Consider the following 25,595-nt stretch of genomic DNA (forward strand, 5'->3'; position numbering starts at 1 on the left):
GCGTCCTCGCCGGTCCGGTTCGACGTGGCAGGATCACCGACGAAGGTCCAGGCCGGTCCAGGGAGGTCCCGATGGAAGCTCGGACGGAAACCGCACCAGCTCCCGTGCGCACCAGCGAGCGGCTCATCGCGTTCCTCGACGCCGCGATCGCCATCGCACTGACCCTGCTGATCCTGCCGCTGATGGAGAGCGTGTCGGAGGCGGTCGACGAGCAGCAGACCCTGGGCGACTACGCCGCCGAGCACAGCTGGCAGCTGCTGGCGTTCGCGCTCAGCTTCGTGATCATCGCGATGTTCTGGCGCATGCACCACGGGATCCAGGCGCCCAACACTCCCCTGACCCAGCCGCACCTGACGCTGCAGCTCGCGTGGCTGTTCACCATCACGGTGATGCCCGTGGTCACGGCGCTGACGGGCGGCCTGGACGCGGACCGGCCGCTGGTGGCGTCGTACATCGGCAACCTGGCCGTGAGCGCGTGGCTGCTGTTCGTGATCGCCCTCGTCGAGCGCCGTGACCGGACGGCGGCGGGGCTGCCCGTGGCCGCGACGCTCCCGGCGACGCCGCTGGCCGTCGCGCTGCTGTTCACGGTGACCCTGCTGCTGGCGCTGCTCGTCCCGTCGTACTCGTGGCTGTTCCTCATGGCGCTGTCGGGTCTGGTCCGTGCCGTGCTGGTGCGGCTCGGCGTCGTGGGGCGGGAGCGGCCGGCCGACGGGGTGGGCAACGACGCAGCCGACGACCCGGCCGGCGCCGCCGCCGAGCACCCGTCAGGAATCGAGAAGCGCCCCCCGCCGTCCGCTCCCTAACGTGGTGGGCATGGCAAACATCGACTCCGTCACCCTCGAGGTGGCCGACCCCAGCACCGCCCGTTCCTTCTACGACGCCGCCTTCGGCCTGGGCGAGGACCGCCTCGACCTGCGCGCCGGCGAGACGCCCAGCACCGGGTTCCGCGGCTTCCACATCTCGCTGGTCTCCGACCAGCCCGGCGACGTCCACGCGCTGTTCGACTCCGCGGTCGCCGCGGGCGCCACGGTGCTCAAGCCCCTGGCCAAGTCCATGTGGGGTCACGGCGGCGTGGTCCAGGCGCCGGACGGCACGATCTGGAAGATGGCGACGTCCGCCAAGAAGGACACGCGCCCGGCCGAGCGGCGGTTCGACGAGATCGTGCTCCTGATCGGCGCCGAGGACGTCTCGGCCAGCAAGAAGTTCTACGTGGGGCACGGCCTGACGGTCGGCAAGAGCTTCGGCTCCTACGTCGACTTCAAGATGGGTTCCAGCCCCATCGGCTTCGGCCTCTACAAGCGCGCCGCGCTGGCCAAGGACGCCGGGGTGCCGCCGGAGGGCACGGGCTCGCACCGGCTCACGGTGGGCGGCGACCTCGGTGAGGTCACGGACCCGGACGGGTTCGGGTGGGCGTGAGCGACGGCTACGCCGGCGTCGGCGGGTAGAACTCGCCGTCGTCACCCTGGACCCTGGCGTCGAGCGCGCCGGCGAGATCGATCATCTTCGCCAGAACCGCTTCATCGGGGTTCCGTACTGTCACGCGACCGTCGTGGAAGCGGAACGGGACCTCGGCGTGCTGCGGGTGCCCGCTCCACGCCGCGAGGTCCGGGCTGGGGATCGTGAGCACGTGCCCACCGGGAAGCGCGGCGGTGATCCCGTCATGGAGGCGGAGCTCCGCATCGGTCTCGACGAGAGCACGCCACTCGTCGGCGCCGATCCGCGGGCCGCCGCCGTCCGGAGCGCTGCTTCGCGTGATGTGCAGGTCATACCCCATTGCGTCCTCCTCGATCATCCTCTGAAACATGCGGCTACCGACGGCAGGGCAGGTGCCTCACTTCATGCCTGGCGCCAGCAGCGTTCCCAGCACCCACGCTCTCGCGCGCGCAGGCGACCGCCATGGTCGCCGGTGAATGCCCGAGATGTACAGTTTCGGCTCATGGACGGGAACGGGCCGCGGACGGCGACAATCGTTGTGATGACCTCTGTCGTCGCAGGTGCGATCTTGCTGGCGGCCTTCCTTCCCGCAGGCATTGACGCCGTCCGAGCCAGGTTCGGTACTGCCAGCACCGTGGTTCCTGGTGAAGACCCTCTGCCACCGGCCTTCATAGAGCTGCCTGAGAGTCCCGCCGGCGACCCCTGCGCGGCAGAGCGGGATCCGGTACCCGCCGGGCTGTCCGCGACGTACGCCCTGGGCTGGGACGACGGGCTGGTCGGCCCGCTGAGTCCCGAACAGGCGAGCCACCGCGACGAGACCGGGCTCCCGTACGTGGCGGTGCTGCACGCGGAGGGGGACGCGCGCGCCGTGGTCCGCGTGGCCTGGGCGGAGCGCCGGGCGGAGATCGACGTGCTCGACGACGCCGGTGAGCCGACGTCCATGGACGAGTTCCGGGTCGACGACGACGGGTCGCTCTTCCTGCTGCACCACACCGACGGTGAGCCGATCTCGGTCGCGCCCTCCGAGGAGCATGTAGTGCGGACGGTGAGCTACGGGCGGGACGGCCAGGCAGTCTGCGGGCTGGATGACGGGGGCTTTCTCCAGACGTCGGCCGAGATCGACCGCCCGCATACCGATCGTCCGGCCTTCGGCACCTGGCAGGAGGTTCTCGCGATCGCAGGTATCGAGGGCGCCGACCTGTCCGGCACAACCGGACCACCTCCGCTCCCGGTCAACGACGACGGCGACCGGTGGGCACCGGGTCACCCGTTGCGCCCCGGCGACCTTGAGGCGATGTTCACTCCGGGCGCGCGCGCCCGCGAGTCGGGCGACCCCGTGGAGATCAAGGTGGTCGACGCGGGCGAGGTCAGCCTCCCGTCGGGCCGGCTCCTGGCCACCGACCCCGGGTACCTGACACGGGATCTCCGGCCCGACGAAGGACCGCTCGCGGCGCGGGTCGCGCCGGGCTCCTACCCGGTGGAGCTGAGCATCGCTCAGTACCTGGAGAACGACTGGGGCACGGTCGCCGGGGCGCGGGTCGTCGTGTCCGACGAACCCGTGGTGTCCTGGGAGCTCGGACTTCGCGAGGGCGAGAGCGAAGCCGATCTCCGCGACGAGGAGTTCTTCGGATTCGGCGTCGACACAGGAACCGCATCGTTCACCGATGTCGAGGCAATCCCCGCCGTCGCGGACGCTGCCCAGGAGGTCTTGGGCTCCCTGGACGACGGGTACCGAACCGTCGACGACGGCGACCTGGTGATGTGGCACGCAGGGTACGGCGACGGGTCGTACCCCGTGTGGGTGGGCCGCGACAGCGACGGCGCAGTTGCGGCCTTCGTCGCCGACATGCTCATCCTCGACGGACCGGACGGGTCGACCGCAGGACCCTGATCGGCTGCCGGCACGTCTGCGCAGACCCCCTAAGCCTTGGCGTCGGTCTTGACCAGGACAGTTCGGCTAGGGTCCGCGCATGGTCCGCTATGAGCAGTCATGGAACCGGACGAGGAGCGACGAGCGCGCCGTCTGGGCGGCCTCTCTGCTCGACCTGCTCTGCGTTGAACCGCGAACGAAAGACCTCTCACCGGGATGCAGCATGGGCGTCATCCGTTTCTGGTCCCATGACGGCCGCGGAGCACGCGACGTGGTTCTGGTCCGGCGCGAGTATTCCGCAAGCGAACCGACGGGCCGCACTCAGGTTCTCGTCCCGGCCCCGGACGAGCTGTATGACCCGTGGGGGCCGTGGGGTCCTTGGCACACCGCCGAGACCGACGACGAGGCGCTCGCGATCATCTGCGACGAGCTCGACAACCTGCCGCACAGAACGGTTGAATCTGTGGTGTGGACTCTGCGGGACAACGACGGTGTGGTCGCGCGACTGATCGCGACGGAGCTGGACTACCCCGGTCTAGCTGGTCAGATGGATCCGACGCACCTGTTCAGCCGATGGAGCGAACACCTAACTGACAAGCGACGGATCGATTCCGTTCCCGGGCTCACGATGCACGACCACACCGGCGCCAGTGTGCCCGCCTACCGGATCATCGTCTTCGACGACGGCGAAGTCAGCTGGCGCTGGGACGTGGCGGAGAGCTGACGAGACAGCGGCCGGTGTGGGCTCGTTGTCGTCCACGACCGCCTGATCCGGACCCGCGCCCACAGAGACCTCATCGCCGTGACCATCGAAGGGACCCTGAGCGCGTCAGTAGCTGTTCGGCGCCTTGACCGACTGCCAGTGCCACGGCTCCGGGTTGCGCCCGGACGGCTCGGCGAACGGCGGGTGCACCCAGCCGTAGGCCTCCGCGTTTGCCTTCAGCCAGTCGTACTGCGCCGACCCGAACGCGGCCACACCGCCGCCGATGTCGATCGCCAGGCCCGTGCCGTGGTTGGAGCAGCCCGGCGGCGCGGCGGTCTTGGACGACGGGTCGTACAGCGCCTCCTGGTCCGCGTAGGTGCGGTAAGAGGAATTGATGGTCATGTTCACGCCGAACTCCGCCGCGTAGGCGGCGTTCAGCTCGGCCAGGCCGCCGACGACGTCGGAGCGCACGTAGTGCCCCGAGGAGAACGGGATCTGAGCCAGCTCGGACGACGACAGGTGCCCGTTCTCGGCGGACCACACCTGGTCGGGCTCGGGGCACGTGCCGGCCGGAGCGGTGTCGGTGTCGTCGGTGGTGCCCGTGTCGTCGCCGGGGTCGGCGCCGGTGTCGTCCGCACCCGCGTCGGTGGCGTCGGCCTCGACCTCTGCCGCGTCGTCTGCGGCCGCCGCCGACACCACGGCGGCGGCCTCCTCGATACCGGCCGTCGCCTCGGCCAGGGCCTTGGTCAGCCGGCCGGCGTCGCCGAGCACGTCGGCGCTCGCCTCCGATGCCGCGCTGGCCTCGGCACTGCCGGCTTGAGCGCTGCCGGCCTGGGCCGTCGCAGCGGGAGATGCGTCCGCCTGGGCATTCGCCGTGGTCTGGGCTTCCGCCGCCCGTGCGATCAGCTTGTCCGCCTGGGTGGTCAGATCGCCCGTGTCGTCCAGCGCGGCACGCAGCGCATCCCGCCCGACGCCGTCCGCAGCCGACTCCGCGTAAACCTGCTCGCCGTCCACCACCGCCGCCTTCAGAGCATCCCGGGCCGTCTCCAGCCCAGATACGGCGCGGGCCAACCGGGCCTGCCGCCCCGAGGCGACGACCGCACCGGTTGCCTCACGCAGCGCGGCCGTCACGGCGGGCACGTCGTCGTCGAGCGCGTCGCTCGCCTTCAGCACCGCGGTGGCATCGACCTCTGCACCCGATGCCAGTGTGGTCACCGACTTCAGGGATGTCACCGCCCGCTCGGCGTCCTCGATCGCGGTGTTGAGCGCACGACGTGTGGACTTGGCCGCGGCCTTGCCGTCCGGGCTCTTCAGCACGGCCCGGGCGTCGTCCAGGTCAGTGGTGAGGGCGCTCTGGAGCGACACGCTCTCGGCGATCGCCGCCTGCACTTCGGCCACCACGGACGACGGCTTGGCCGCCTCTGGTTCGAACACGTCCAACGCGTAGGCGCTTCCGGCAGCGACGACCAGGCTTGTCACGGCCGCGACGATGCCGATCGTCCACCGCTTGCGCCTCCGCTCCGAGGCGCGCGTGCCCCGCCGGGGCCGCGGCGACGTTGGAGGCGCCGGCGGCTCGGGCCAGAGGGGGGTCTGGGTCAGCACCGACGGAATCTACCGCCGATCCGGGGCCGGCGCTCAGGTCGTTTGGGGTGAATTCTTGTTCCTACCTCACCAGCTTCGGCTATATGCCAGGACCAAAGAGCTTCACTCGCTCGGAAGCTCCCTCAAGCATCGGAACAGCCAGCGGTTGGTTGTGCGATCGGAGCTCACCGAGCAGATCCTCTGCAAGATCATGGCAGATCTCGATGAAGTCGACGCCGTCAGACGCCGTGCCCGCTATCTGTGGCATGGAGCGGATGAGCGACCACTACACTCGCGGCCGGGCGGCAGGCACGACCGCGCCGAATTAATTCCGGATTGCCGCCGACGAAAGGCGCGGGCCCACTCAGACGCGGTCCGGTCCCACACGATCGTCGCCCACGAATCGGAGCCGTCGTTCGAGATGTCCCAGCAGACAATATCTGAGGATCCACTGACACACTACGCCCAAAGCCCAACCAGGACGAGCCGGGATCAACTCGTCTCGAACAGCTCGAAGACCTTTGCGATCTGCCGATATGAAGTTTCGAACCACTCGTCGGAAAGCGAGGTTGTGAAGGCTAAGGAGAACTCAGAAGCCCTGACCGTCACGCGCCACTTACCCCAATCTGCGCGATGAAACGAAACCGCGGGAGCGTCTTCATCCGACCGCCAGCGCGCTTCATACCCTCCGTCCAGGCTATCAAGAACACCTTGCCATTCTTCCAAATCGTCCCGGGTGATCTCGGTCGGAATCCTACCCACGAGCCCACCGACGTCGATGGAAATTTCGCCAACCATTCTCCGTGGATGACCTGCAAACCGAGCCGCCACACCCCCAGCGCCGAACGGCACCCGGAAGATGTCGACGGGCACGTCGGCCGAACCAACCATTGGTAGCCACCTCTCTGCAGGGCCTCATGAGCGCTACCTCAACTAAGCCCGCTGCTGATAAATGCGTCGTCAACAATCAGACCATTCTCGGACCGAACATACATTCGGACACCCAGCGGCAAAACTTCGCCTGGATAGTATACCGGCACCGATGAGTAATAGACAGTAGTGCCAGAACCCGACTTCGGCCAGACCATGTCCTCGATCAGGTTCTCATAGTATCGCATTCCATTAGGAGTCCTACCCTTGTTCGCAGATGACGAGAGAGGGACGATATTCAGCGCAGCCTCCGACGTTCCGCCAAATTCTCTAGCAATGAGGTGTGAGCGGTCCCAGCCCATGTTGCTCACATAGCCAACCGGGTCCTCCGCGTCCTGCCAGTCGATTTTCGCCGTGTGAACGGGGCTAAGACAAGCCGAGGCGCCCGTCGCGCGGAACTGATCGTCCCAATTGTAGTAGCTAATTGAAGTTGCCGAAGAGGAATTTGCGAAGCAGTCTGCTGCAAGTGCCTCATTGTCCAGCTCCCGCTCCACCGACTGCGGCGTACTTCCGGTTTGGCTCAAGACTGTCGACAGGCCACAGAGCATAAGGTTTGGCCTGCTAGCACACGATGCCATCCCCGGAGGCAAGCCTGAATCCCCGTTCGAATCCTCGACAACCGACGATTCCACGGGCTGGGGAATGCAGGCTGAACTCCAGCAGGGTGTCGGCGCGGAGCCCTCGTATGGCCCTCCTTGTGCATCAGCGTGAATCGGCCGAGGCTCATGGCCGTCTACTTCGACCATAGAGACGGGGTTGCCAGCTCCGAACGCGTACCTGTTGCTGGTGTACGGATCGGAACCCAGGCCCATATCCGAGAGGGCCCCGTTGTACATGTCCCGGGTCGTGAACCTGTTCAAACCGGGCGCGTAGTCACGGAACCCCATGTCGTACGTCCCGGAGCCCGCGTCCCACCGCTTGGAGTTGTACCGGTAGGAGTTATACGGCTCCGCATCCTCGGGCGCGCCGGCCTCGGGCTTGTCGATCCCCGAGTACTCGGACTCGTCGGCGTTGCCATAAGCGGTGTACCCGTAGGTCGCGACCGCGTCACCGGCATCGTCGGTCAACGTCTCGACATCGGTGTGTGCGTTGTACCCGTAGTACGCGCTCTCCCCCGCCTCGACACCCGCCTCCGGGTCGGCCTGGTGCGTGATCTGCGACAGCCGCTGACCCCACGGTGAGTACTGGTACGACTTCGTCAGCTCACCAGCGACCTCCTCGCCCAGCACCTCCGACGTCAACCCGAGGTAGGTGTAGTCGGTCGTCTCGCCGTCGGCAGTCTTGGACGCGGTCCGGTCCAGCGGGTCGTATGCGTAGGTCGTCGAGTCCATCCCACCGGACTCGTTCAGCTTCTCCGACGCGGCGATGTGGTCGAACCCGTCGTACGTCGTCCGGCTGATCGTCAACCCCGCCGAGACCACCGACGTCTGCCGGCCGAACGGGTCGTACCGGTAGGACGCCGTCGCACCGTCAGCCGTTGCCGTCAGCAGCCGGTTACGGTCATACGCGTACGTCGTCGCGGTCCCGCCCACGTCCTGGTTGATGACGTTCGCGTTGTCGTCATGCACGTACGTCTCGGTCCCCGCCCCGTTGCCGGTCTTCACCGACTGAGAGAGCCGGTCCACCGGGTCATACGAGTACGTCGTGGTGCTGTTCAGGAACGCACCCGCCACATCGGCGTTCGCCTTGGAGGCGACGTCGGTGGCCTTGTTGCCGTTGTTGTCGTACGTGTAGGCGTGCGACGCGACCAGCGCACCGCCCGACTTCTCCTCACGCAGCGACTTGAGCGCACCGTCCAGGAAGTAGCCGTTGGTGACGACGTTCCCGTTGGCCTTGGTCTCCGTAGCCTGACGACCGAGAGCGTCGTAGGTATACCGAGTCACCTTCGCCGCAGCCGTGTCGTTCAGATCATCCACCGACAGGGACGTCAGCGGTCCGCGCGCGTCGAGCGCGAGGTCGTAGGTGTACTCCGACCGCTGGTCCGGGTGCGCCACCGTCAGCGGCTGCCCCAGCACGTCGTACGTGTACGACGTCGTCGCCGTGTCCTGACCCGCCAGCGCCTCCTTGACGCTCGCCACCTGGTTCAGCCCGGTGTAGGTGACCTGGTAGTCATCCGCCCGCGCACCCGACGAGGTGTCGTTGATCCCCGTGAGGTTCCCGTTGACGTCGTACGAGTACGCGAACGCCCGCGCCTCCGTGTCGTTGTCGGCGGCGTTGTCCCGCACCAGCCGCACCCCGTCGGCGATCACCTTGCCCGTCGCCGACGGCTTCAGGCTCACCGTCACCGGGTCGCCCTTGCGCAGCACGACCTGGCCGACGTCCTTCCACCCGGCCGCGCCCGTGGTCTGGTTCACCGTGTAGGCCGGCTCGGTCACCACACCGCCGTGACCGTCGCCGTCCTTCCCGTGCGTCAGTTCGAACTTCGCGTCCGTGGCCGCGCCCGTCACCTGCGGGTACGTCACCGCCACCTTGTACGTCCCGTCCGCCGGCGCGTCCAGGGTCCACGTGAACTTGTCCGTGCTCGACGTCGCCGCCGCGTGCGTGCGGTGGTTGGTCCCCTGCTCGCCCGCCACCGACCCGGTCGCCCACGTACCCGTCGCCGTGGCCAGCCCGGCCGTGTCGTTGTCCGTCACCACCGAGTGCGACCCCACCGGCACACCGTCGTCGGCCTTGGTCTTCAGCTTCCCGTCCGGGAAGTACGACCAGGTCATCGTCCGGTTCGCCGAACCGTCCGCCGACGTCAGCGTGCGCGCCGTCTGCGCACCCAGGTCGTCGTACTCGTACGTCGTCGAGATGTCCCAAGCGTCATCGGACTTCTTGATCCACCCGTTGTCGAAGTACTCCGTGGTCGACTCGTTGCGCGCCGTCTGACCCTCCGACGCCGGCATGGACGTCTTCACCACGCGCCCCGCCGCGTCGTACGTCGTCTCCGTGAACACGTTCGCGTCGTTGTACCGGGCATCGGCCGGGTCATACGGCTGGAAAGACCGCACCGGCCGGTTCAATGCGTCGTACTCGGTCCGCGACGCGAAGTCGTCCGCGTTGGCCGTCGCCACACCTCGCGGCGTGATCACCCGCGTGGTGTTGCCGACCTCGTCGTACTCCACCTTCGTGGTCCGGTACTGCACCACGCCGCCGACGGTCTCGTGCGGGGACTTGGTCTCCACCTGGGCGCCACGCTCGTCATAGGTGACGTACGAGGTGTTGCCGTCCGGGTCCGTCGAGGAGACCGTCAGGCCGTCCGCGTCGTACTCCGTCGCGCTCGAGTTACCGGCCGCGTCCGTCGCCGAGACCGGCCGGTGGTTCAGGTCGTACTCAGTCGTGGACGTGAAATCGTCCGGGTCCGCCGTGGCGTCCTTTTTCGGGTCGACCGTCTTGACCAGGTTGCCGACCTCGTCGTAGCTGTACCTGATGACGTCGCCGTCGGCGTTGGTCACCGACGTCTGCTGGTAGATCGCGTCGTACCCGTAGGTCGTGACGAAGTCCGTGGCGTCGCCGGTGGTGGCCACGCCCTTGGGCTCGGTGACCGTGGCGAGGTTGCCGACCGTGTCATAGGCGTACACGCTCGCGCGCTCCGGACCGGTGGGCGTGTCCTTCGGCATCGTCGACTTCGTGACCTGGTCGGTCTTGTCGTACGTCGCCGTGGACACCGCCCCGTTCGGCGCCGTGGCGGTCGTCACGTTGTCGTTCGCGTCGTACACCGGCGCGGGCGTCGTGATCGTCTCGTCCGCCGACTTGCGTACCGTCGAAGCGAGCGGCCGTCCGAACGCGTCGTACGCCTGCGTGACCAGCCCGTCCAGCGGGTCCTCGACCTGCGTCACCAGGCCGCGCCCGTCGTTCGAGTACGTGGTCCGCGAGACGTTGCCCAGCGCGTCCTCGGTCACCACGGGGTAGCCCACGTCGGTGTACTCGCGGTACTCGGTCACGTTCTCGTTCGCGTCCTTGGCCGTCAGCAGCTGCCCGAACGTGTCATACGTGTACGACGTCGTGTAGTCACCCGCCGTCGTCGTCGCGATGCCCTTACCGTCCGTGACGGTCAGCAGGTTGCCCTTGGTGTCATACGTGAACTGGTTCTTCCGCCCCTGCGGCGAGGTCGTCTTCGCGATCTGCGCGACATACCCGCCCTCCCACGGCTGGTACTCCATGACCTGCGCACCCGCCGGTGCCTGCTCCGCGGTCTCACCGGGCACACACTCCGACGCCGCAGGCGCACCACCCCGCGCCGCGTTCTGCTCCGCGTCCCGCTGCCACAGCGGGTACCCGGTCTTCGGGTCGTAGCAGTACGCGGTCACCGCGCCGTTCGCCTCGGTCAGCGTCCGGACGTTGTTGTCCGTGTCCCAGGTCAGGGCGACGGTCTCGTCCTTCGCGTTCGTCACCGACCGCGGGCGGCCGAAGTCGTCCGAGACGTACTTCGTGACGTGGTCCTCGGCGTCCGTGACGGTCGAGTTCCACCACCCCTGCGTGGTGTGCGGCGCGTAGTCGAACGTCGTCACCCCGTCGTTACGGTCGGTGATGGTCTGCACCGACCAGTGGTCCTTCGGGTCGTCGCCCTCGGACGGGTAGAAGTACGACAGCTCCGTGTCGTTGCCCCGCGGGTCCGTGATCCGCGTCAGCTTCGCGTTCTTGTTGCCCTGGTCGGCGTCGTAGGTGAACTTGAACGTCTTGGCGATCGACGCCCCCGACGCGTCCGTCGCGCCCGCACCGTCGATCATCCGGCCCATCAGGCCCTTGACCGTGTAGTAGAACTCGATCTTCCGGCCGGAGACGTCGGTGATCGACCGCACGTGGTCGTAGATCTTCGAGTTGTTCAGCCCACCCGACCCGCTCACCAGGTTGCCGGTGGCTTCGTCCACGTACTGCCAGCCGGTCTGGCCCTTGTTCCAGTAGTTCACCGTCAGGGTCTGCCGGCCCGTGGGGTCGGTGACGTACTGCAGAAACTTACGCGGCTGGTTGTTCGACTGCCGCTCGGCGTAGGTGAACTGCTGCGTGTTGCCGTTCTTGTCGATCACCTGGTTCAGGTAGCCGTCGCAGCCGAACACGAACTTCGTGCCGTCCGGGCGCAGCATCGTCCAGGCGTCCGGGTCCGGGTCCTTGTTCGACGCGCGGCAGTCCACACCGGCCTTCTGCGTCAGCCGGTAGTTGACGCCCGCGGGCGCGTCCCACGCGCCGGTGGTGGTGTTCAGCCGGAAGACGTGGGTCGTGCCGTCGCCGTCGGGCAACATGACCTCACGCGGCGAGTTGTTCGGGTGGAACTCGAGCGGGGCGCCGAGCCGGATCGGCCCGGACACCTGTGCCGACCAGCCGAAGCCGGAGACGGTGTCGGAGGTGTCCTGCGAGTTGTACGAGAACCGCGCGAACGTCGACAGCCCGCGGCCCGGGTTGCTGAACGCGTCGTACGACCAGACGGCGTTGCCCGCCGCCACGTTGTTCATCACCGTGGCCCCGGCGCCGGTGTTCTTCCCGGCGTAGGTGTAGAAGCTCTCCAGGCCGAGCTGGTCGGACGTCGGGTCCTCGACCGCGACGTTCTGCTTGAGCTGGCCCGCGGGCAGCGCCGCGATGCCGGCCTCGGCCAGCACGCCCGCCTCGGTCTGCTCGGCAGCATCCCTGGTCGCGGTGGTGTCCAGGCCCTGCGCCGACGCCGCGGCCTCGACCGAGTCCTCACCCGCCGCCTGCGCGTCCTGGCGGGCAGTCTTCGCCTGCGCCGCCGAGGCGGTGTTCGCGATCGCCCACGACAGCGAGTAGTCCGAGCGCAGGTTCCCGTCGCTCACCGGCGGCGCGACCACCGACGCCGTCATGTCCGCGACTTCGCCGGAGGACAGGTCCTGCGGCAGCGCCGTCGTCGTCGAGGTCGAGCCCGGCGCCACCGAACCGTCCGGCAGCGTCCAGGACGCGACCAGCGCCTGGGCGCCCTTGACCCAGGTGGTCTGGGTCGTGTTCGAGACCGTCACCGGCACCTGGTAGCTCGTGCCCGGCGTCATCCGCTCCGGGGTGTCCGGCGCGTAGAACGTGTCCTCCGGAGCCGTGGACAGGTACGTCACCGCCAGACGCGGGCCGGAACGCTCCAGGCCGTTGTGGTCCTCGGCCTCGCCCGACGCGAACAGCGACCGGTCCTGCGACGCGGACTCGTCAGACATCTTCACCAGCAGCGACTTGTGCCAGGCCGGGTTGTCCACGAACGCCTGAGTCACCGCCTTCGCGTCCCAGGACAGCCGAGACGGGCCCTCGCCCACGCTGGATACCGCCGACTGGGCCACGCTCGAGTAGGTGCCACCCGGGTTCCACGTCCCGGTCCCCGAACCGTCCGGGTCGTTCCACGTCGCGGTCGTCTCGTTGAAGTCCACCGTCGCCCGGTGCAGGTTGTACACGCCCTGCGTCGGGTAAACCATGTCCCCGTTCCCGTCCAACCGGGTTGTCTCGGTGGTCTCCTGCCACATGTGCAGCTTCGAGTCGGTCACCACCGCGCCCGCGGGGATGTCCCACGCGGCGGCGTCCCACTCCATCACCGTCCGCGTATCCCCGTACCTCGGAGACGCGTTACCGACCAGGTCCCAGTACTGGGTATTGATGTCCTGCACCGTGTCGTGCGACGTGGTCGGCTCCCCCGAGGACAGCGACGTATCCCCCGAAGCCACCAGGATCTTCGTGGTGTGTCCCGCCTTGGGCAACCGCACGATCTGCGTCGAGGACGGCACGATCGTCCCGTCCTTGCGCTTGACCGCGACCTGGTAGTAGTACACCTTGCCCAGCCCGGTCGCGTCGGCAGCGGTTGGCACCGCCGTCGTGTCGGTGAACGACGTCGTGCCCGGGGCCACCGGCGACACCAGCGTGGTGGCCGACGGCTGGAAAGTCTGCGAGACCGAGCGGTGCACCTGGTACTCGACCAGGTTGTCGCTCGTGCTCGTCGACGGGTCCTTGTACGCCGACCAGGACAGCTCCGCACCCGTCGCGTGGATCGTGTCCGGGATGTCCATGACCACACCGGGCTGGCCGTAGGTGACCGTCAGCCGCGGCAAGTTGCGCGTCTCGCCGTTGTACGCATCCTCCTCGCCCGCCTCATACCGCGGACCGCCCAGCGGACCAGCACTGGTCTCGTCGGTCGCCTTGATCATGAACCCGTTGTCGAGCGCGGGGTTCTTGGCCCACTCGCCGACCGTGCCGCTCACGTCGTAGGTGTGCCACTTGCCGATCTCGCCGGCCGTCCGGACCTCGGTGGCGTCCTTGATGAACCGCACCCCGTCCGCGATCACCGCGGTCGTCGACGTAGCGGGCGTGTCCAGGATCTCCACCTTGCCGCCGGTGCCGGCGTCGAAGGTGTGCGCGGCGACCTGGCTCCATCCGGTCGCCGCCTGCTGGTTCACCATGTACGTGTGCACCGGGTTGCTGGTGGCGTGCGTGATCCGCACCGGCACCTGCGTGGACCGGTTGCTCCCGGTCACGTTGTGCAGCCACACCTGCCACAGGCCCGAGGCCGGGAGGTCGGGGGTCCAGGTGAAGATGTCGCCCGCGACCGTGTCCCGGTTGAACTGGTAGTCGCCGCCAAAGCCGTCCGCGCCCGTCGCCGAGGCGGGCCAGGCGCCCGTCGACGACGCGTACGGCGAGACGTTGTTCAGGGTGCGGCGCGTACCCGCGACCGCGCCCATCAGGCCGTTCGCGCTGTTCCACGTGGCGGTCGACGACGTCCACGGTGCGGTGACCTCGCGCACCTCCAGCGGCACGCGCGTCGCCCAGTCGGTGTGCGCCTGGTCGAAGTAGAGCTGCAGGTCGGCGTGCGTGACGTTGGAACCCTCCGGCACCACGCCGTCGTCACCGATCAGCTCCGGGAACTGCACCATCGAACGCGCGACCCCGCCCTCGGTACGACCGACCGAGAGCCGCGACGACGTGTAGTAGTTGGTGGTCGGCGCCTCCGACAGGATCATCGTGTCCTTCGAGAAGTTCTGCGTCGGCGAGATGATGATCGTCGGGTCCACCGTCACCGGCCACACCCGCGCCTCGTCGCCGAGCCACTCCTGGTCCGGCGTCACGGTCAGCGTCCAGGCACCCTTGCCCGCACGCTCCAGCTCGTAGGCCACGTCCGTCGAGACGGCCGCGCCCTGATCGTCCGGCGCGGACAGCTTGCCGTCCTGCGTGGTCTCGGCCTCGCGCGAGTCCCACATCACGCCCGCGGGGATCGACGCCACCGGCTCCGGGTTCAGCTCGCTGTAGAAGCCGATCGAGCCGTCGTCCTCGACCTGTGGCGTCAGGTCGCCCAGGTCGGACAGCGTGAACGTGAACTCGGCGGGGTCGGCGCCGTCCGGGGCCTCGGCCAGGACGATCGACTCCTTGACGCGGCCGGGCAGCACCTCGTACGACAGGTCCGCGCCACCCAGCGCCGCCACCTCGGAGTGGGTCACCGTGTCACCGTCGACCCGCGGCGAGGACAGATCGCCCGCCTCGGCGTCGGGCAGCCCGACGGTCACACCACGGCCGGCGGCGTCCTCCACCCGCACCACCCGGTCCGGCCGCTGGCCGAAGTACGCGCGGGCCGTGTTCGCCACGCTCGCGTGGGACCAACCCTCGGAGGTGGCGGCCTTGCCCGCCTTCGCGGACAGGCCCTTGGCCTCCGCGCCGGCCACGGCCTTGCCGGTCGCGGCGACGGCCGTGTCGATCTCGGCCAGACCATCGCGCGCAGTCTCGTAGAACAGCGGCTCGGACGACAGCTCGACCTGGCGCTGGCCGTCATCCAGCAGGAACGTCCGGGTGTTGACGGTGCGCTTGCCCTTCAGCTCGCGGACTCGCTCGCCCGGCTCGCCGGCCGTCACGACAGGCGCGTCCACCGGGTGCTGCTGCGTCGCGAGCGGGGCGTCCGCGGGGATCGGGTCGCCCTCGGGCTCGTCGTCACCGCCGCCGAACAGGTCCGTGAACCAGTTCCCGCCCTTGTCCCGGTCCTGGTCGGGCGAGGTGTCGGACGGCGGGGCCGCGGCCGCCGCCGCAGCGGCGCGATCCGCCTCGGAGAGCCCGTCGTCGGGCGCCGCGAGGGCGGGCGCCGCCGGCACCAGGTAGACGCCGACCAGCGCCGCCGTGGTCACCGCCACGGTCGACGCGCGCACCCACCACCGCGCGCCCGAGCCGGGCATCGTCGTCGGAACCGCCACCGGACCGGTCGTCCTGCGCACCATCAAAACTCCCCTGAGCAGCGCCCCCACCACTTCCAGGCAGAGGTCAAGAAACCTCCGGTAGCGAACCAGCGCCCGCCCAGGACGAACAGAGGAAGAAAACCTACGGGTGAAACTGAATATCGGGATATGTCGGACTTTGACGTCCGCTCGTCGACCTGCTTACGGTGTCGGTCCATGCCGCGAAGCTGAGGGTTGGGGGAAGGAACCGCCACGATGGGGAGCTCCAAAAGGGCCACCAGCGAGAACCTGCTAGCTGTACTCACACTCCACGAGAGCGGCTCGTACGGAGCGGCAGCCAATGTTCTCGAACGCGACTCCGCGACGGTCAAGTACCACCTCATGGCCACGCGGGAGGCGTACGACGACGACGTGCTGACCTACGCCGACGGCAGCTGGCAGCCGACGGCCAAGGGCATGCAGATCCTGGAGCTCGCGAAGTCGGCCCGCCTCCTGAACGAGGCGCTCCGCGGAATCGACGACACGGATCCGCCCGGGCCGGTGCCGGCATCCGAGGACGCGGCGTGACGGCACGCCCGGCCGCGGCCGCGCACGCCCGCCCGCCGCACTCCGGTCAGCGCCCCGGTCGCGTCCCCGCGAGCGCCCCCGCCACCGCCGTCCGCAGCTCCGGGACGACGTCGGCCTCGAACCAGGGGTCTTGGCCTGCCAGCGGAAGTTGAGCGGCGACGGGTGCACCAGTGGCACGGTCTCCGGCAGGTACTCCCGGTAGGCCCGCACGGTCTCGGTCAGGCTCTTCTTGGCCCGGCCGCCCAGGTAGTACTTCTGGGCGTAGCTGCCCACCAGGACCGTGAGACTGCGGCTCGGCAGCTCGGCGAGGATCCGCGGATGCCACCGCTCCGCGAAATCTTTCCGCGGCGGCAGGTCGCCGGACGCCCCCTTGCCCGGTTAGTAGAAGGTCAGGTCGAGGGTGCCGGCCACCGGCCCAGTCTGTCCCCCGTGCGAGCTACCCGCGAGTGTCCACCCCGCGGTGACGACTGCTGACCTGGGAATTCATAGCGTTCGGGGTACCCCGCGGCACCCGGCCGCGGCCCCTTCCCAAGGAGTCATCGTGCGTCTGGTGTGGCAGCTCATCGCGATCGTGGCGGTCTCGTTCCTCGGCGGCCAAGGCCTCGTGGCGGTCCAGGACAACCCCTGGCTGACCCTCGCCATCGGCCTCGCCACGGCCGTGGTCGGCGTCGTCGTCTACACGTGGGTGGTGCGGCTGACCGAGCGCCGTCCCGTCATCGAGGTGGAGCTCAAGGGTGCGGCGCCCGCGCTGACCTGGGGCACGCTGCTCGGCCTCGGGCTGTTCGGCCTGGTCATCGTCAACCTTGCGTTCCTCGGCAGCTACACCGTGCACGGCCTCGGCTCGCCGCTCGGCGCCCTGGGGCTGGTCGGGTTCATGGCCGCCGCGGCCGTGACCGAGGAGCTCATGTGGCGCGGCGTCCTGTTCCGGATCGTCGAGGGCTGGACCGGCACCTGGATCGCGCTGACGATCACCGGCCTGCTGTTCGGCCTGGCGCACCTGCTCAACCAGAACGCCACCCTGTGGGGTGCCATCGCCATCGCCATCGAGGCCGGCGGCATGCTCACCGCCGCGTACGTGGCCACCCGCAAGCTCTGGGTGCCCATCGGCCTGCACCTGGGCTGGAACATCGCCGGCAGCGCGATCTTCAGCACAGAGGTCTCCGGCAACGACACCCCGCAGGGCCTGCTCGACGCCACCACGCAGGGCCACGTGCTGGTCACCGGCGGCGCCTTCGGCCCCGAGGGCAGCCTCTACTCCGTGGTGTTCTGCGCGGTCACCGCCGCCGTCTTCCTCGTGGTCGCCCACCGGCGCGGCCGCATCGTGCCGGTCCGCCGCGCCGCCCGCACCGAGGTGGCCGCTAGGCTCCCCCGGTGATCGAGCTGAGGCAGGTCCGGGACCGGTGGCGACGGTTCGACGTCACCGTCCGGGACCTGCCGCTCGCCCTCGGGCTCGCCGGCGCGGCGTTCCTGCCCGCGCTGCGCGACTACGGCACCCAGGTGGGCGAGCTGCCCGCCCGGCCCCTGGACGGGTGGGCGGTGCTGGTCATCGCCCTCGAGTGCCTCCCCCTCGCCGTCCGACGGCGGTGGCCGGCTCTCAGCATGCTGCTCGTCGCGGCCGGCTTCGCCGCCGGCCAGGTGTTCGGCTACCACTCGTTCGCGGGCAACGCCCTGGGCATCGCGCTCGTCAGCACGGGCGCCCACCTGGGCCGACGACGGCGCGCGGTCGCCGCCGTCCTGACCGTCGGTTACGTGGCGCTCGCGATCGCGCTCGACCGGCTGACCGGGGCCGAGCGCGTGGACGAGTTCGTGACGTTCTACCTGGCGATGGCCCTCGCGTGGGGCATCGGCACGTGGCTGCGCTCCACGCGGGCGGCCGAGGCCGAGCGCCGACGCCGGGTCGCGCAGGACACCCTGACCGCGGAGCGCACCCGCATCGCCCGCGAGCTGCACGACGTCGTGACGCACCACGTGACCGCGATGGTGGTGCAGACCGAGGCGGCGAAGTATCTGACGGCGGCGCCCGACCGCCTGGAGCAGAGTCTGGACGCCGTCACCGACACCGGCCGCCGCGCCATCGCCGACCTGCGGCACCTGCTCGACCTGCTCGACCCGGGACACGACGGCGCCGCCCGGACGCCGTCCGCCGGCGAGGTGCGCACCCTCGTGGAGCAGACGCGCCGGGCCGGGCAGCCCGTCGATCTGGTGGAGGACGGCGAGCCGGCCGGATCGGCGGACAGCGCCGGGCTGACCGCCTACCGCGTGGTGCAGGAGGCCCTGACCAACGCGCTCAAGCACGCGCACGGCGCGCCGACGACGGTCGTCGTGCGGCACACGGAGAGGGAGATCGTCGTGGAGGTCAGCACAGCGGGGCGCGGTGCGGGATCCGGCGGGTCCCCGGGGGCGGCGCGCCCGCCCGCCGTCCCCGGCGGCAGCGGCCGGGGCCTGGCCGGGCTCCGCGAGCGCGTCGAGACCCTGGGCGGCGAGTTCGGCACGCAGCGGCTGGACGACGGCGGTTTCGTCGTCCGGGCACGCGTGCCCCGCACCTACTCTGTGGCGGGGAGTCGGCCGTGAACCCGCCCGTCCGCGTCCTGGTGTGCGACGACCAGGCCCTGATCCGCACCGGCTTCGCGACGATCATCGACGCCCAGCCCGACCTGACGGTGGTGGGCGAGTGCGCGGACGGACGCGCCGCCGTCGACCTCGCCCGCGGCCTGGAGCCGGACGTCGTGGTGATGGACGTGCGGATGCCGGTGCTCGACGGGATCGAGGCGACCCGCCTGCTCGCCGGCGCCGGCGTCGAACGCCCCGTGAAGGTGCTCGTGGTGACCACGTTCAACCTCGACGAGTACGTGTACGAGGCGCTGCGCGCGGGGGCCAGCGGATTTCTGCTCAAGGACGCCCCGGCGGGCCAGCTCCTGCAGGGCATCCGCACGGTCGCGAGCGGCGCCGCGCTGCTGGCGCCCGAGGTGACCCGGCAGCTCGTGGGCCGGTACGCGGCCCGGATCCGGCCCGCCGGGAACGCCCCCGCCGACACGACCCTGACGCCGCGCGAGCTGGAGGTGCTGCGCCTCATCGCCGACGGCCGGTCCAACAGCGAGATCGCCGCGACGCTGGTGATCAGCCAGGAGACCGTCAAGACCTACGTGTCGCGGCTGCTGGCCAAGCTCAACCTGCGCGACCGCGTGCAGGCCGTCGTCTACGCGTACCGCACGGGCCTGGTGACCTGACCGGCGGGGGCCGAAGTCCGCGGGTCCGGGTGATCTCTCGGTGCCGAGCGGTCCCGTCCGCGGCCCGGACGTACGTTGGAGATTCCGGAGGGCGGATCGGGTTCGCCCGACCTACCCGGACGCCCTTCGCCACAAGGAGGTGGTGAGCATGAAGCGCGTCTTCCTGACGTGCGTCGTCACGGCGGGGCTGACCCTCGGCGGCGCGATGTCGGCCATGGCCGGCGAGACCAACGGCAACGGCGACCCGATCCCGGGCGCGCACAACGCCAGCTCGGCGTGCGCGTTCTCGGGCCGGGACCTGCCCGACGCCGAGGAGAACCAGCCGCCGGAGTTCGACGACGACTTCGTCACCGACGGACGGGTCCAGAGCTACGGCAAGTACGTGAGCCACGGCCTCAAGGACGCCGTGCCCAGTCCTGGCCAGGCCTGCCGCGGCAACGTCGACTTCGAGGGCTGACGTCGGCGCACGACCGGCCGGTGCCTGGGGGCGATCCCCGGACGCCGGCCGGCGTCCTGTCCAGCGACCGCCCTCACCTTTGAGGCCCGGGTTTCTTCGCTTTCGACCGTCCGAAAGCGAAGAAACCCGGGCCTCAGAGAGAAGGAGGCTGACCGCTACGCGCAGTCGGCGGCCGGGTAGCCCGCCGTCAGGCCGTGCTCGCCCCGCGCCGCGACGGTGACGGTCCCGGCCTCCAGCGCCGTGGACCGCGTGCTGACCGCGGCCGATCCCGTGCGGCCCGGCGCGACGTCGCGCACCACGCGGGTGCCGTACGGCGTCCGGATCTCGACGTCCGCCCTCGTGTCCCCCGTGTTGCGCACCGTGGTCACCAGCTGCACCTGGTCGCGCCCCACGCAGCGCGCCGCCACCTCGGGCACGACGGCGGTGGTGCGTGCCCCGACGCCGAGCGCGGGGATCTTGAGGTATGAGCCCGGGGTCGCGAACGTCAGGCGCACCGCCGACGCCCAGGCCGGCTCGAACTCGACCGACACCGGCGTCCCGGTCGCGCCGGGCACCACGTCCTGGGCCGTGGTCGGGTGCCAGGTGCCCGCGGCGTCCCGGTACTCCACGCCCACGTGCGCGATCGTGCCCTCGGTGGTCGTGAAACCGACCCGGTCGACGGCGCGCGCCTCGGCCGGCTCGACCGTGAACGTCACCTCGTCCCGGCCCGCGCTGCCGGACCACGTGGACCAGGAGGTCGAGGCGTTGCCGTCGCACGCGTTGGCCGCCGGCAGGGTCTCCCACTCCGTCTGGTGGAAGCTCGCCGAGACGGTGGTGCCCTCGGCCCGGCAGAGGTCGACCACGTCGTCCGCGCCCCAGACCTGCACCTCCGAGATCGACTGCCACGTGTTCGTCGCCGTCGTCAGGCGCAGGCGCAGGCCGTTCGTGCGCGGCAGGCCGGAGACGTCGAGGGTCGCGACCGGAGCGGGCGATGCGGCGTCCTGCACGAGGTCGACGCTGACGTCCGTCGTCGTCCAGGCGCCCGACGTGTCGAGGTACTCCGCCGCGACCGTGGACGGCCAGGTCGCGCCCGAACCGTCCTTGTAGGTGTGCACCACCACCTCCGTCAGGTCCTGCGCAAGCGGCCAAGTGAAGGACAGCCAGCTGTTGCGGGGGTAGCCCGACGACGTCCAGTCGTCCCAGCCCTTGCCCTTGACGTTGCCGTCGACCACGGTCGGCGCGAGGTTTGCCCGGCTCGAGGCCGTCACCGACGCGTCGGGCGCGAGGTTGGTGATGCCGTCCTCGTGCACCTCGACGGTGCGCGTGAAGGTGCGGCCCGCGGTGAAGCCGTCGCCGGCGGCGAGCGTGCCCGTGAGGGTCTGGGTGCCGCGCTCGTCGAACGACGTGGCGCTCCAGGTCACCGCGACATCCGTCGTGACGCCGTCGACCTCGACCGGGACGGCGTCGGGCAACACGGCGCCGAAGTCCTCGCCGGGCGCCACCTGATCGGGCACGCCGTCCTCGGTCACGCGCCAGATCTCCGTGCCGGTGCCCTTGTCGTCCCAGTAGCTCTCGTCCCAGCCGGCGCCCCAGCGCGCCGGGTCCTCGGTGGCGGGGTTGCGCATCTCGGCGCGGCCGTTCTCGCCGATCGTGACGGGGAGCCACACGTAGTTCGAGTTCGCGGCCCCGGCGTTCCACCGGTCCCCCATGTAGACGAACCGGCCGCCGCCCAGGTCGAGCACGTTGGTCGACTGCGAGCCGAAGGTGGTCCGCCGGGTGTCGCCGACCGACAGCAGCCCGTCGCCGCCCTCGGGGATCGCGTTGTACGCGACGTTCTCGTGCTGGTCGCCCGCCTCGACGCCGCGGATCCACGGCCCCAGGATGCTGTCGGCCGTGTAGTAGGTCTGCGGGTTCGGCGCCCAGCCCGTCGCGCCCGACGCCACCGTGTAGTACCTGCCGCCGTGCTGGAACAACGCGGGCGCCTCCAGCACGCCGCACTCCTTGACGATCTGGAAGTCCTCGCCGCGCACGGGCGCGGCGGCGGTGCCGTCCGCGAACAGGTACGGGAAGCGGCCGTCCTCCGAGTACTGCCCGGCGTCCGCCATGTCGACGTCGGTGGTGTGCGTGACGTTCGTGTAGTCGGCGTCGAGCTCGGCGATGTAGAGGGACCGGTTCTCCTCGGAGGAGTAGACGATGTACGCGGTGCCGTCGTCGTCCTGGAAGACCGTCATGTCGCGCGCCTGCCCGGGCACCGCGGCGGAGATACACGCCTGGTAGTTGGTCCGGTTCGGCATCCGGTACACGCCCGTCATCCGGAATGGCCCGGTGGGGCTGTCCGAGACCGCGACGCCCGCCATCGAGCGCGCGTACATGCTGCCGCCCACGGTGGTCTGCCCGTCGGAGTGCCACCACAGCACCCACTGGTTCGTCCGCTCGTTGAACAGCACCTTGGGGCGCTCGAAGATCGTCGTGTAGTCGGCGGCCTCGTTGGTGTTCAGGTGGTAGTTCACCTCGGCGATCCGGTCCGCGCGCGGCTCGCCGGCGTCGTCGACCGTGTCGTAGAGGGCGTCGAAGTACTCCGACTCCAGCTCCGCGGCGTCGGACACCGAACGCAGGACGACGCCCTCGTCGGTCCAGTTCTTCGTGTCGTACGACTTGTACGCGTGCACGCCCGGGCTGCCGTAGTAGCCGCTGCTGCGATCCTCGCCGTACCAGTAGTAGACGGTCTGCCCGGCCTCCTCGCCCTGGACGACGGACCCGGCGTCGACGCCGAGCGCCTCGGCCGAGACGGGCACGACCTGGCCGCCGTGGGCCTGGATGTGGTTGCCGGCGTCATCGAGCCAGGACGGCGTGAAGTAGTCGGCGGCGCCGGAGCCGGGATCGAGGATGGGCGGGTAGGCGGTGTAGGCGGCGTCCGTCGCGGCAGGCGCGGCGGCAGCCGGGGCGGACGCCGGCGCGGCGGCTGCGGGCGCGGCGTCGCGCACGGCCGCGTGCCCGACGGCGGGCAGTGCCGGCAGGGCGAGCGTCGCGGCCAGCGCGACGGCGAGTGCCGGGCGAACGGGTGCCGGGCGAGTTGCTGCCGGGCGAGCGGGTGGTGCGGAGGGGCTGGTGCGCCGAGCGCGGCGAAGTCCCATGTCCGTCTCCTTCATCCTCGAAGTCTGTGGACGCGCGAGGACGGACGGCGCCGGCCTCGTGGAACGCGACCCTGCGTTCCGGCGGGCCCTGCGGGACCGCCACGCAACAGGCTGGCACCCGCGAAATGTTCACGTCAACAAGATGTCCGAAAGTGATCGACTCGGGCACCGGTCCCGACGTCAGCCGTGCGCGAGCAGCTTGAGCCCGACCACGCCGACCGCGAGCGCCGCGAGCACGCCGAGCGCCAGGATGCGCGCGAGCCAGGGCAGCTGGGTGCGGCGGATGCCGAGCCAGGCGATGAGCACCAGGGTGGCGATGAGCACGCCGACGCCCACGCGCAGCGCGGTGGTGACCTCCCACCAGCCGAGGCCGGCGGCGGCGAGGGCGAGCAGCGGGATCACGAGCGTCAGGAGGGCGCCGCCGCTGGTGCGGGTCATGGCCGCGCGGTGGTGCCGGTCGGGGAACCCGCCGTGCGCGGCGAGGTGGGAGATGAGCTCGGCCAGCCAGGCGGCGGCCACGGTGCCGACGGCGGTGATGGTCAGCGACGCCGCCGCGGTCCCGGCGCCGAGCCCGTGCGCGTGGGCCAGCAGCGTGAGGATGACGGCGAGCGAGGCGAACGTGACGTAGACGCGCTCGCGCAGGCGCTCGGCGAAGTCCTCCCGCTCCTCGGGGGTGAAGTTGGCGGCGCGGGTCTCGGGGTCCGGGTGCGCGACGCGGCGCGGGGTGCTCATGCGGCCATTCTGTCGTGCCACCCCCGTGCCGCCCCGTGCCGCCCCGTGCCGCCCGCTCGCCGCTCGCGCGTGTCACCGCAGGTCGGCGCGGTCGTGCGCGCTCCGATCCCCTACCCTCTCGTCAGAACGCCGACCGGACGAGGGAGCCCGAGCATGTCGAACGACGCACCGCAGGTGGTCGCGATCACGGGAGCGGCGGGCCGGATCGGCCGCGCGATCACGCCCCTTCTGCGCCGCCAGGGCCGGGAGCTGCGCCTGCTGGACCGGGCGGTGCCCGCCGAGCACGACGAACGCGACCGGTGGTTCGCGGGCGACATCACGGACCCTGCCACCCTGGACGACGCCGTCCGGGGCGCCGACCTGGTGGTGCATCTCGCGGCCCACCCCTGGGAGCGGCCGTGGCCCGAGATCCTCGCCGTGAACATCGACGGCACCCAGAAGGTGCTCGACGCCGCGCACCGCGGGGGCGTCCCGCGCGTGCTGCTCGCGAGCACCATCCACGCCGTCGGCTACGCGACGCCCGACGAGGCCGGGGCGGCCGACGTGCTCGTCCCGCGCCCCGACACGTTCTACGGCGTGAGCAAGGCGGCCGGCGAGGCCCTCGGCAGCGTCTACGCCGACCGGTTCGGCATGACGGTGGTGAGCGCGCGGATCTGCGCCTTCAGCGATGACGTCCGCGAGGGCCGGTCGGTCGCGGAGTGGCTGTCCCCCGCCGACGCCGCCCGGCTGGTCGAGGCCGCCGCCGCCCTCGACCGGCCCGGGCACCACATCGTCTGGGGCGTCTCGGACAACGCACCGGGCTGGTTCCCGCTCGGCCCCGGGCACGCGATCGGCTTCCACCCGCAGGACGACGGGGTGCGCCGCGCGACGGAGCGCGACGGCGTCGCACCGCCCGTGCCGGAGCGTGACGGGGCGCTCGCGGGCATCTTCGCCGACAACGCCCACCCGCTGGGCGGCGAGTGGTGACCGGCTGACCTCAGCCGTGGGCGGCCATGCGGGCGGGGCGTGCGGCCCCGCCCGGCCAGTCCCGCAGCGCCGTCGGCGCGATCCGGGCGTCGGGCCCGGGCAGGAGCGCGCGGCGGTCGACCACGCCGCCGAAGTACGTCGCGCCTGGGTCGCGGACGACGGCGTGGGCCGCGCCCAGCCGGGAGAGCGCCTCGCGCACGAAGGTGTCGAGCTCGTACTGGTCGGGTCCCGCCAGGTCGAGGTCGGTCATGCCCGGCGGCGCGCTCACCAGCCGGACGAGCTCCGCGGCGACGTCCGCCCCGGCGACGGGCTGCACCAGCAGCGGGGCGATCCGGGCGGGCCCGCCCTCCGGCGCCGTCGAGGCCCGGGCGATGGTCGGTGCGAACTCGAAGAACTGGGTCGCGTGGAGGATGGTGCAGTGCGCGTCGCCGCCGCGGACGGCGTCCTCCAGGCGCACCTTGGCCGCGTAGAACGGGACGTCGGGCGCCCGGTCCGACCCGACGATGGAGAGCATGACGTGGTGCCCGACGCCCGCCTCTCGCTCCAACCGCGTGACGTTCTCCCCCGCCCGGGCAAAGAACTCGTCGATGCGGGCCGGGTCCAGCGAGCCGGGCTTGGCGGTGTCGACCACCACCCAGGCGCCGTCCAGCACCTCGCGCAGACCCTGCCCCGTGACCAGGTCGACGCCGCTCGCACGCGACGCGACCCGGACGTCGTCGCCCCTCTCTCGCAGGAGCCGGACCACCTGGGTGCCGATGGTGCCCGTGCCGCCCAGCACAACGATCGTCGTCATCCTCGACTCTCCCCTCCGGCCGGTCTGCCGCGGCGCTGCGGCGTGACCAGTGCTGACCGCCCAGGGAACCATCGTGTACCGGGAGCCGGTGATCGGCTTGTTGTCC

General features: G+C 70.5%; 17 protein-coding genes and 1 pseudogene. 10 read left to right on the plus strand and 8 right to left on the minus strand.

Going from position 1 to position 25,595, the window contains the following annotated elements:
• The first annotated feature begins 71 nt into the window (after positions 1 to 71).
• Both ACIPN7_RS14025 and ACIPN7_RS14030 read left to right on the plus strand, forming a co-directional pair.
• The gene (locus ACIPN7_RS14025) at positions 72 to 803 is read left to right on the plus strand and encodes a TMEM175 family protein (protein WP_400542876.1); all 732 of its coding nucleotides are present in this window, start codon (positions 72 to 74) and stop codon (positions 801 to 803) included.
• Between the two features lie 10 nt (positions 804 to 813).
• Positions 814 to 1,416: a VOC family protein gene (locus ACIPN7_RS14030; protein ID WP_400542879.1), complete on the plus strand. Its 603-nt coding sequence runs from the start codon at positions 814 to 816 to the stop codon at positions 1,414 to 1,416.
• Positions 1,417 to 1,423: 7 nt separating this feature from the next.
• On the opposite strand, the gene ACIPN7_RS14035 is transcribed toward ACIPN7_RS14030, so the two are convergent.
• On the minus strand, positions 1,424 to 1,774 hold the full coding sequence (locus tag ACIPN7_RS14035) for a hypothetical protein (protein WP_400542882.1): 351 nt from the start codon (positions 1,772 to 1,774) through the stop codon (positions 1,424 to 1,426).
• 294 nt (positions 1,775 to 2,068) lie between these two features.
• On the opposite strand from ACIPN7_RS14035, the gene ACIPN7_RS14040 reads away from it, so the two are divergent.
• Positions 2,069 to 3,325, plus strand: coding sequence for a DUF4241 domain-containing protein (locus ACIPN7_RS14040; protein WP_400542885.1), 1,257 nt, complete (start codon positions 2,069 to 2,071; stop codon positions 3,323 to 3,325).
• A 79-nt stretch (positions 3,326 to 3,404) separates the two neighbouring features.
• A complete protein-coding gene (locus tag ACIPN7_RS14045) occupies positions 3,405 to 4,028 on the plus strand; it encodes a hypothetical protein (protein ID WP_400542888.1) in 624 nt (207 codons plus the stop codon).
• A 105-nt stretch (positions 4,029 to 4,133) separates the two neighbouring features.
• Here the strand turns inward: ACIPN7_RS14045 and ACIPN7_RS14050 are convergent, their stop codons facing one another.
• From ACIPN7_RS14050 to ACIPN7_RS14060, 3 genes are all read right to left on the minus strand, one after another.
• Positions 4,134 to 5,609, minus strand: a complete 1,476-nt coding sequence (locus ACIPN7_RS14050; RefSeq protein ID WP_400542891.1) for a M15 family metallopeptidase — start codon at positions 5,607 to 5,609, stop codon at positions 4,134 to 4,136.
• A gap of 471 nt (positions 5,610 to 6,080) precedes the next feature.
• Entirely contained in the window at positions 6,081 to 6,461 is a 381-nt protein-coding gene (locus tag ACIPN7_RS14055) for a DUF5959 family protein (RefSeq protein ID WP_400542894.1), read from the minus strand.
• A 56-nt stretch (positions 6,462 to 6,517) separates the two neighbouring features.
• Positions 6,518 to 15,676 (minus strand): DNRLRE domain-containing protein, encoded by a 9,159-nt coding sequence (locus tag ACIPN7_RS14060; protein WP_400542897.1) that lies wholly within the window; start codon positions 15,674 to 15,676, stop codon positions 6,518 to 6,520.
• A 213-nt stretch (positions 15,677 to 15,889) separates the two neighbouring features.
• On the opposite strand from ACIPN7_RS14060, the gene ACIPN7_RS14065 reads away from it, so the two are divergent.
• Positions 15,890 to 16,201: a hypothetical protein gene (locus ACIPN7_RS14065; protein WP_400542900.1), complete on the plus strand. Its 312-nt coding sequence runs from the start codon at positions 15,890 to 15,892 to the stop codon at positions 16,199 to 16,201.
• A 183-nt stretch (positions 16,202 to 16,384) separates the two neighbouring features.
• Here ACIPN7_RS14065 and ACIPN7_RS14070 read toward each other — a convergent pair.
• Positions 16,385 to 16,555 (minus strand): annotated as a pseudogene (locus tag ACIPN7_RS14070) (uracil-DNA glycosylase family protein); the annotation flags it as partial.
• Between the two features lie 187 nt (positions 16,556 to 16,742).
• Between ACIPN7_RS14070 and ACIPN7_RS14075 the strand changes: the two are divergent.
• The 4 genes from ACIPN7_RS14075 to ACIPN7_RS14090 all read left to right on the plus strand — a co-directional run bounded on the left by ACIPN7_RS14075 (position 16,743) and on the right by ACIPN7_RS14090 (position 19,885).
• Positions 16,743 to 17,576, plus strand: coding sequence for a lysostaphin resistance A-like protein (locus ACIPN7_RS14075; RefSeq protein WP_400542903.1), 834 nt, complete (start codon positions 16,743 to 16,745; stop codon positions 17,574 to 17,576).
• A complete protein-coding gene (locus tag ACIPN7_RS14080; RefSeq protein WP_400542906.1) occupies positions 17,573 to 18,772 on the plus strand; it encodes a sensor histidine kinase in 1,200 nt (399 codons plus the stop codon). The genes ACIPN7_RS14075 and ACIPN7_RS14080 overlap by 4 nt, the downstream gene beginning before the upstream one ends.
• Positions 18,769 to 19,428: a response regulator gene (locus tag ACIPN7_RS14085; RefSeq protein ID WP_400542909.1), complete on the plus strand. Its 660-nt coding sequence runs from the start codon at positions 18,769 to 18,771 to the stop codon at positions 19,426 to 19,428. The genes ACIPN7_RS14080 and ACIPN7_RS14085 overlap by 4 nt, the downstream gene beginning before the upstream one ends.
• Before the next feature lie 148 nt (positions 19,429 to 19,576).
• Positions 19,577 to 19,885 carry a hypothetical protein gene (locus ACIPN7_RS14090; protein ID WP_400542912.1) on the plus strand — a complete coding sequence of 103 codons (309 nt, stop codon included), beginning with the start codon at positions 19,577 to 19,579 and terminating at the stop codon, positions 19,883 to 19,885.
• A 155-nt stretch (positions 19,886 to 20,040) separates the two neighbouring features.
• Here the strand turns inward: ACIPN7_RS14090 and ACIPN7_RS14095 are convergent, their stop codons facing one another.
• Together ACIPN7_RS14095 and ACIPN7_RS14100 are read right to left on the minus strand one after the other, a co-directional pair.
• Positions 20,041 to 22,998: a glycoside hydrolase family 43 protein gene (locus ACIPN7_RS14095; RefSeq protein ID WP_400542915.1), complete on the minus strand. Its 2,958-nt coding sequence runs from the start codon at positions 22,996 to 22,998 to the stop codon at positions 20,041 to 20,043.
• 180 nt (positions 22,999 to 23,178) lie between these two features.
• A complete protein-coding gene (locus tag ACIPN7_RS14100; RefSeq protein ID WP_400542917.1) occupies positions 23,179 to 23,730 on the minus strand; it encodes a hypothetical protein in 552 nt (183 codons plus the stop codon).
• 153 nt (positions 23,731 to 23,883) lie between these two features.
• On the opposite strand from ACIPN7_RS14100, the gene ACIPN7_RS14105 reads away from it, so the two are divergent.
• A complete protein-coding gene (locus tag ACIPN7_RS14105) occupies positions 23,884 to 24,696 on the plus strand; it encodes an NAD-dependent epimerase/dehydratase family protein (RefSeq protein WP_400542920.1) in 813 nt (270 codons plus the stop codon).
• A gap of 10 nt (positions 24,697 to 24,706) precedes the next feature.
• On the opposite strand, the gene ACIPN7_RS14110 is transcribed toward ACIPN7_RS14105, so the two are convergent.
• Complete coding sequence (locus ACIPN7_RS14110; RefSeq protein WP_400542922.1) at positions 24,707 to 25,489, minus strand: SDR family oxidoreductase; 783 nt, start codon at positions 25,487 to 25,489, stop codon at positions 24,707 to 24,709.
• Between the last annotated feature and the right edge of the window lie 106 nt (positions 25,490 to 25,595).

It is taken from the genome of Promicromonospora sp. NPDC090134 (assembly GCF_044746965.1).
In the GTDB taxonomy this organism is placed as follows: Bacteria; Actinomycetota; Actinomycetes; order Actinomycetales; family Cellulomonadaceae; genus Promicromonospora.

What these genes read in the sequence shown, in the direction of transcription:
- ACIPN7_RS14110 (WP_400542922.1), bottom strand. Translation starts at nt 25,489, where the DNA reads ATGACGACGATCGTTGTGCTGGGCGGCACGGGCACCATCGGCACCCAG.
- ACIPN7_RS14060 (WP_400542897.1), bottom strand. Translation starts at nt 15,676, where the DNA reads ATGGTGCGCAGGACGACCGGTCCGGTGGCGGTTCCGACGACGATGCCC.
- ACIPN7_RS14025 (WP_400542876.1), top strand. Translation starts at nt 72, where the DNA reads ATGGAAGCTCGGACGGAAACCGCACCAGCTCCCGTGCGCACCAGCGAG.
- ACIPN7_RS14095 (WP_400542915.1), bottom strand. Translation starts at nt 22,998, where the DNA reads ATGGGACTTCGCCGCGCTCGGCGCACCAGCCCCTCCGCACCACCCGCT.
- ACIPN7_RS14030 (WP_400542879.1), top strand. Translation starts at nt 814, where the DNA reads ATGGCAAACATCGACTCCGTCACCCTCGAGGTGGCCGACCCCAGCACC.
- ACIPN7_RS14105 (WP_400542920.1), top strand. Translation starts at nt 23,884, where the DNA reads ATGTCGAACGACGCACCGCAGGTGGTCGCGATCACGGGAGCGGCGGGC.
- ACIPN7_RS14065 (WP_400542900.1), top strand. Translation starts at nt 15,890, where the DNA reads ATGGGGAGCTCCAAAAGGGCCACCAGCGAGAACCTGCTAGCTGTACTC.
- ACIPN7_RS14100 (WP_400542917.1), bottom strand. Translation starts at nt 23,730, where the DNA reads ATGAGCACCCCGCGCCGCGTCGCGCACCCGGACCCCGAGACCCGCGCC.
- ACIPN7_RS14090 (WP_400542912.1), top strand. Translation starts at nt 19,577, where the DNA reads ATGAAGCGCGTCTTCCTGACGTGCGTCGTCACGGCGGGGCTGACCCTC.
- ACIPN7_RS14035 (WP_400542882.1), bottom strand. Translation starts at nt 1,774, where the DNA reads ATGGGGTATGACCTGCACATCACGCGAAGCAGCGCTCCGGACGGCGGC.
- ACIPN7_RS14045 (WP_400542888.1), top strand. Translation starts at nt 3,405, where the DNA reads ATGGTCCGCTATGAGCAGTCATGGAACCGGACGAGGAGCGACGAGCGC.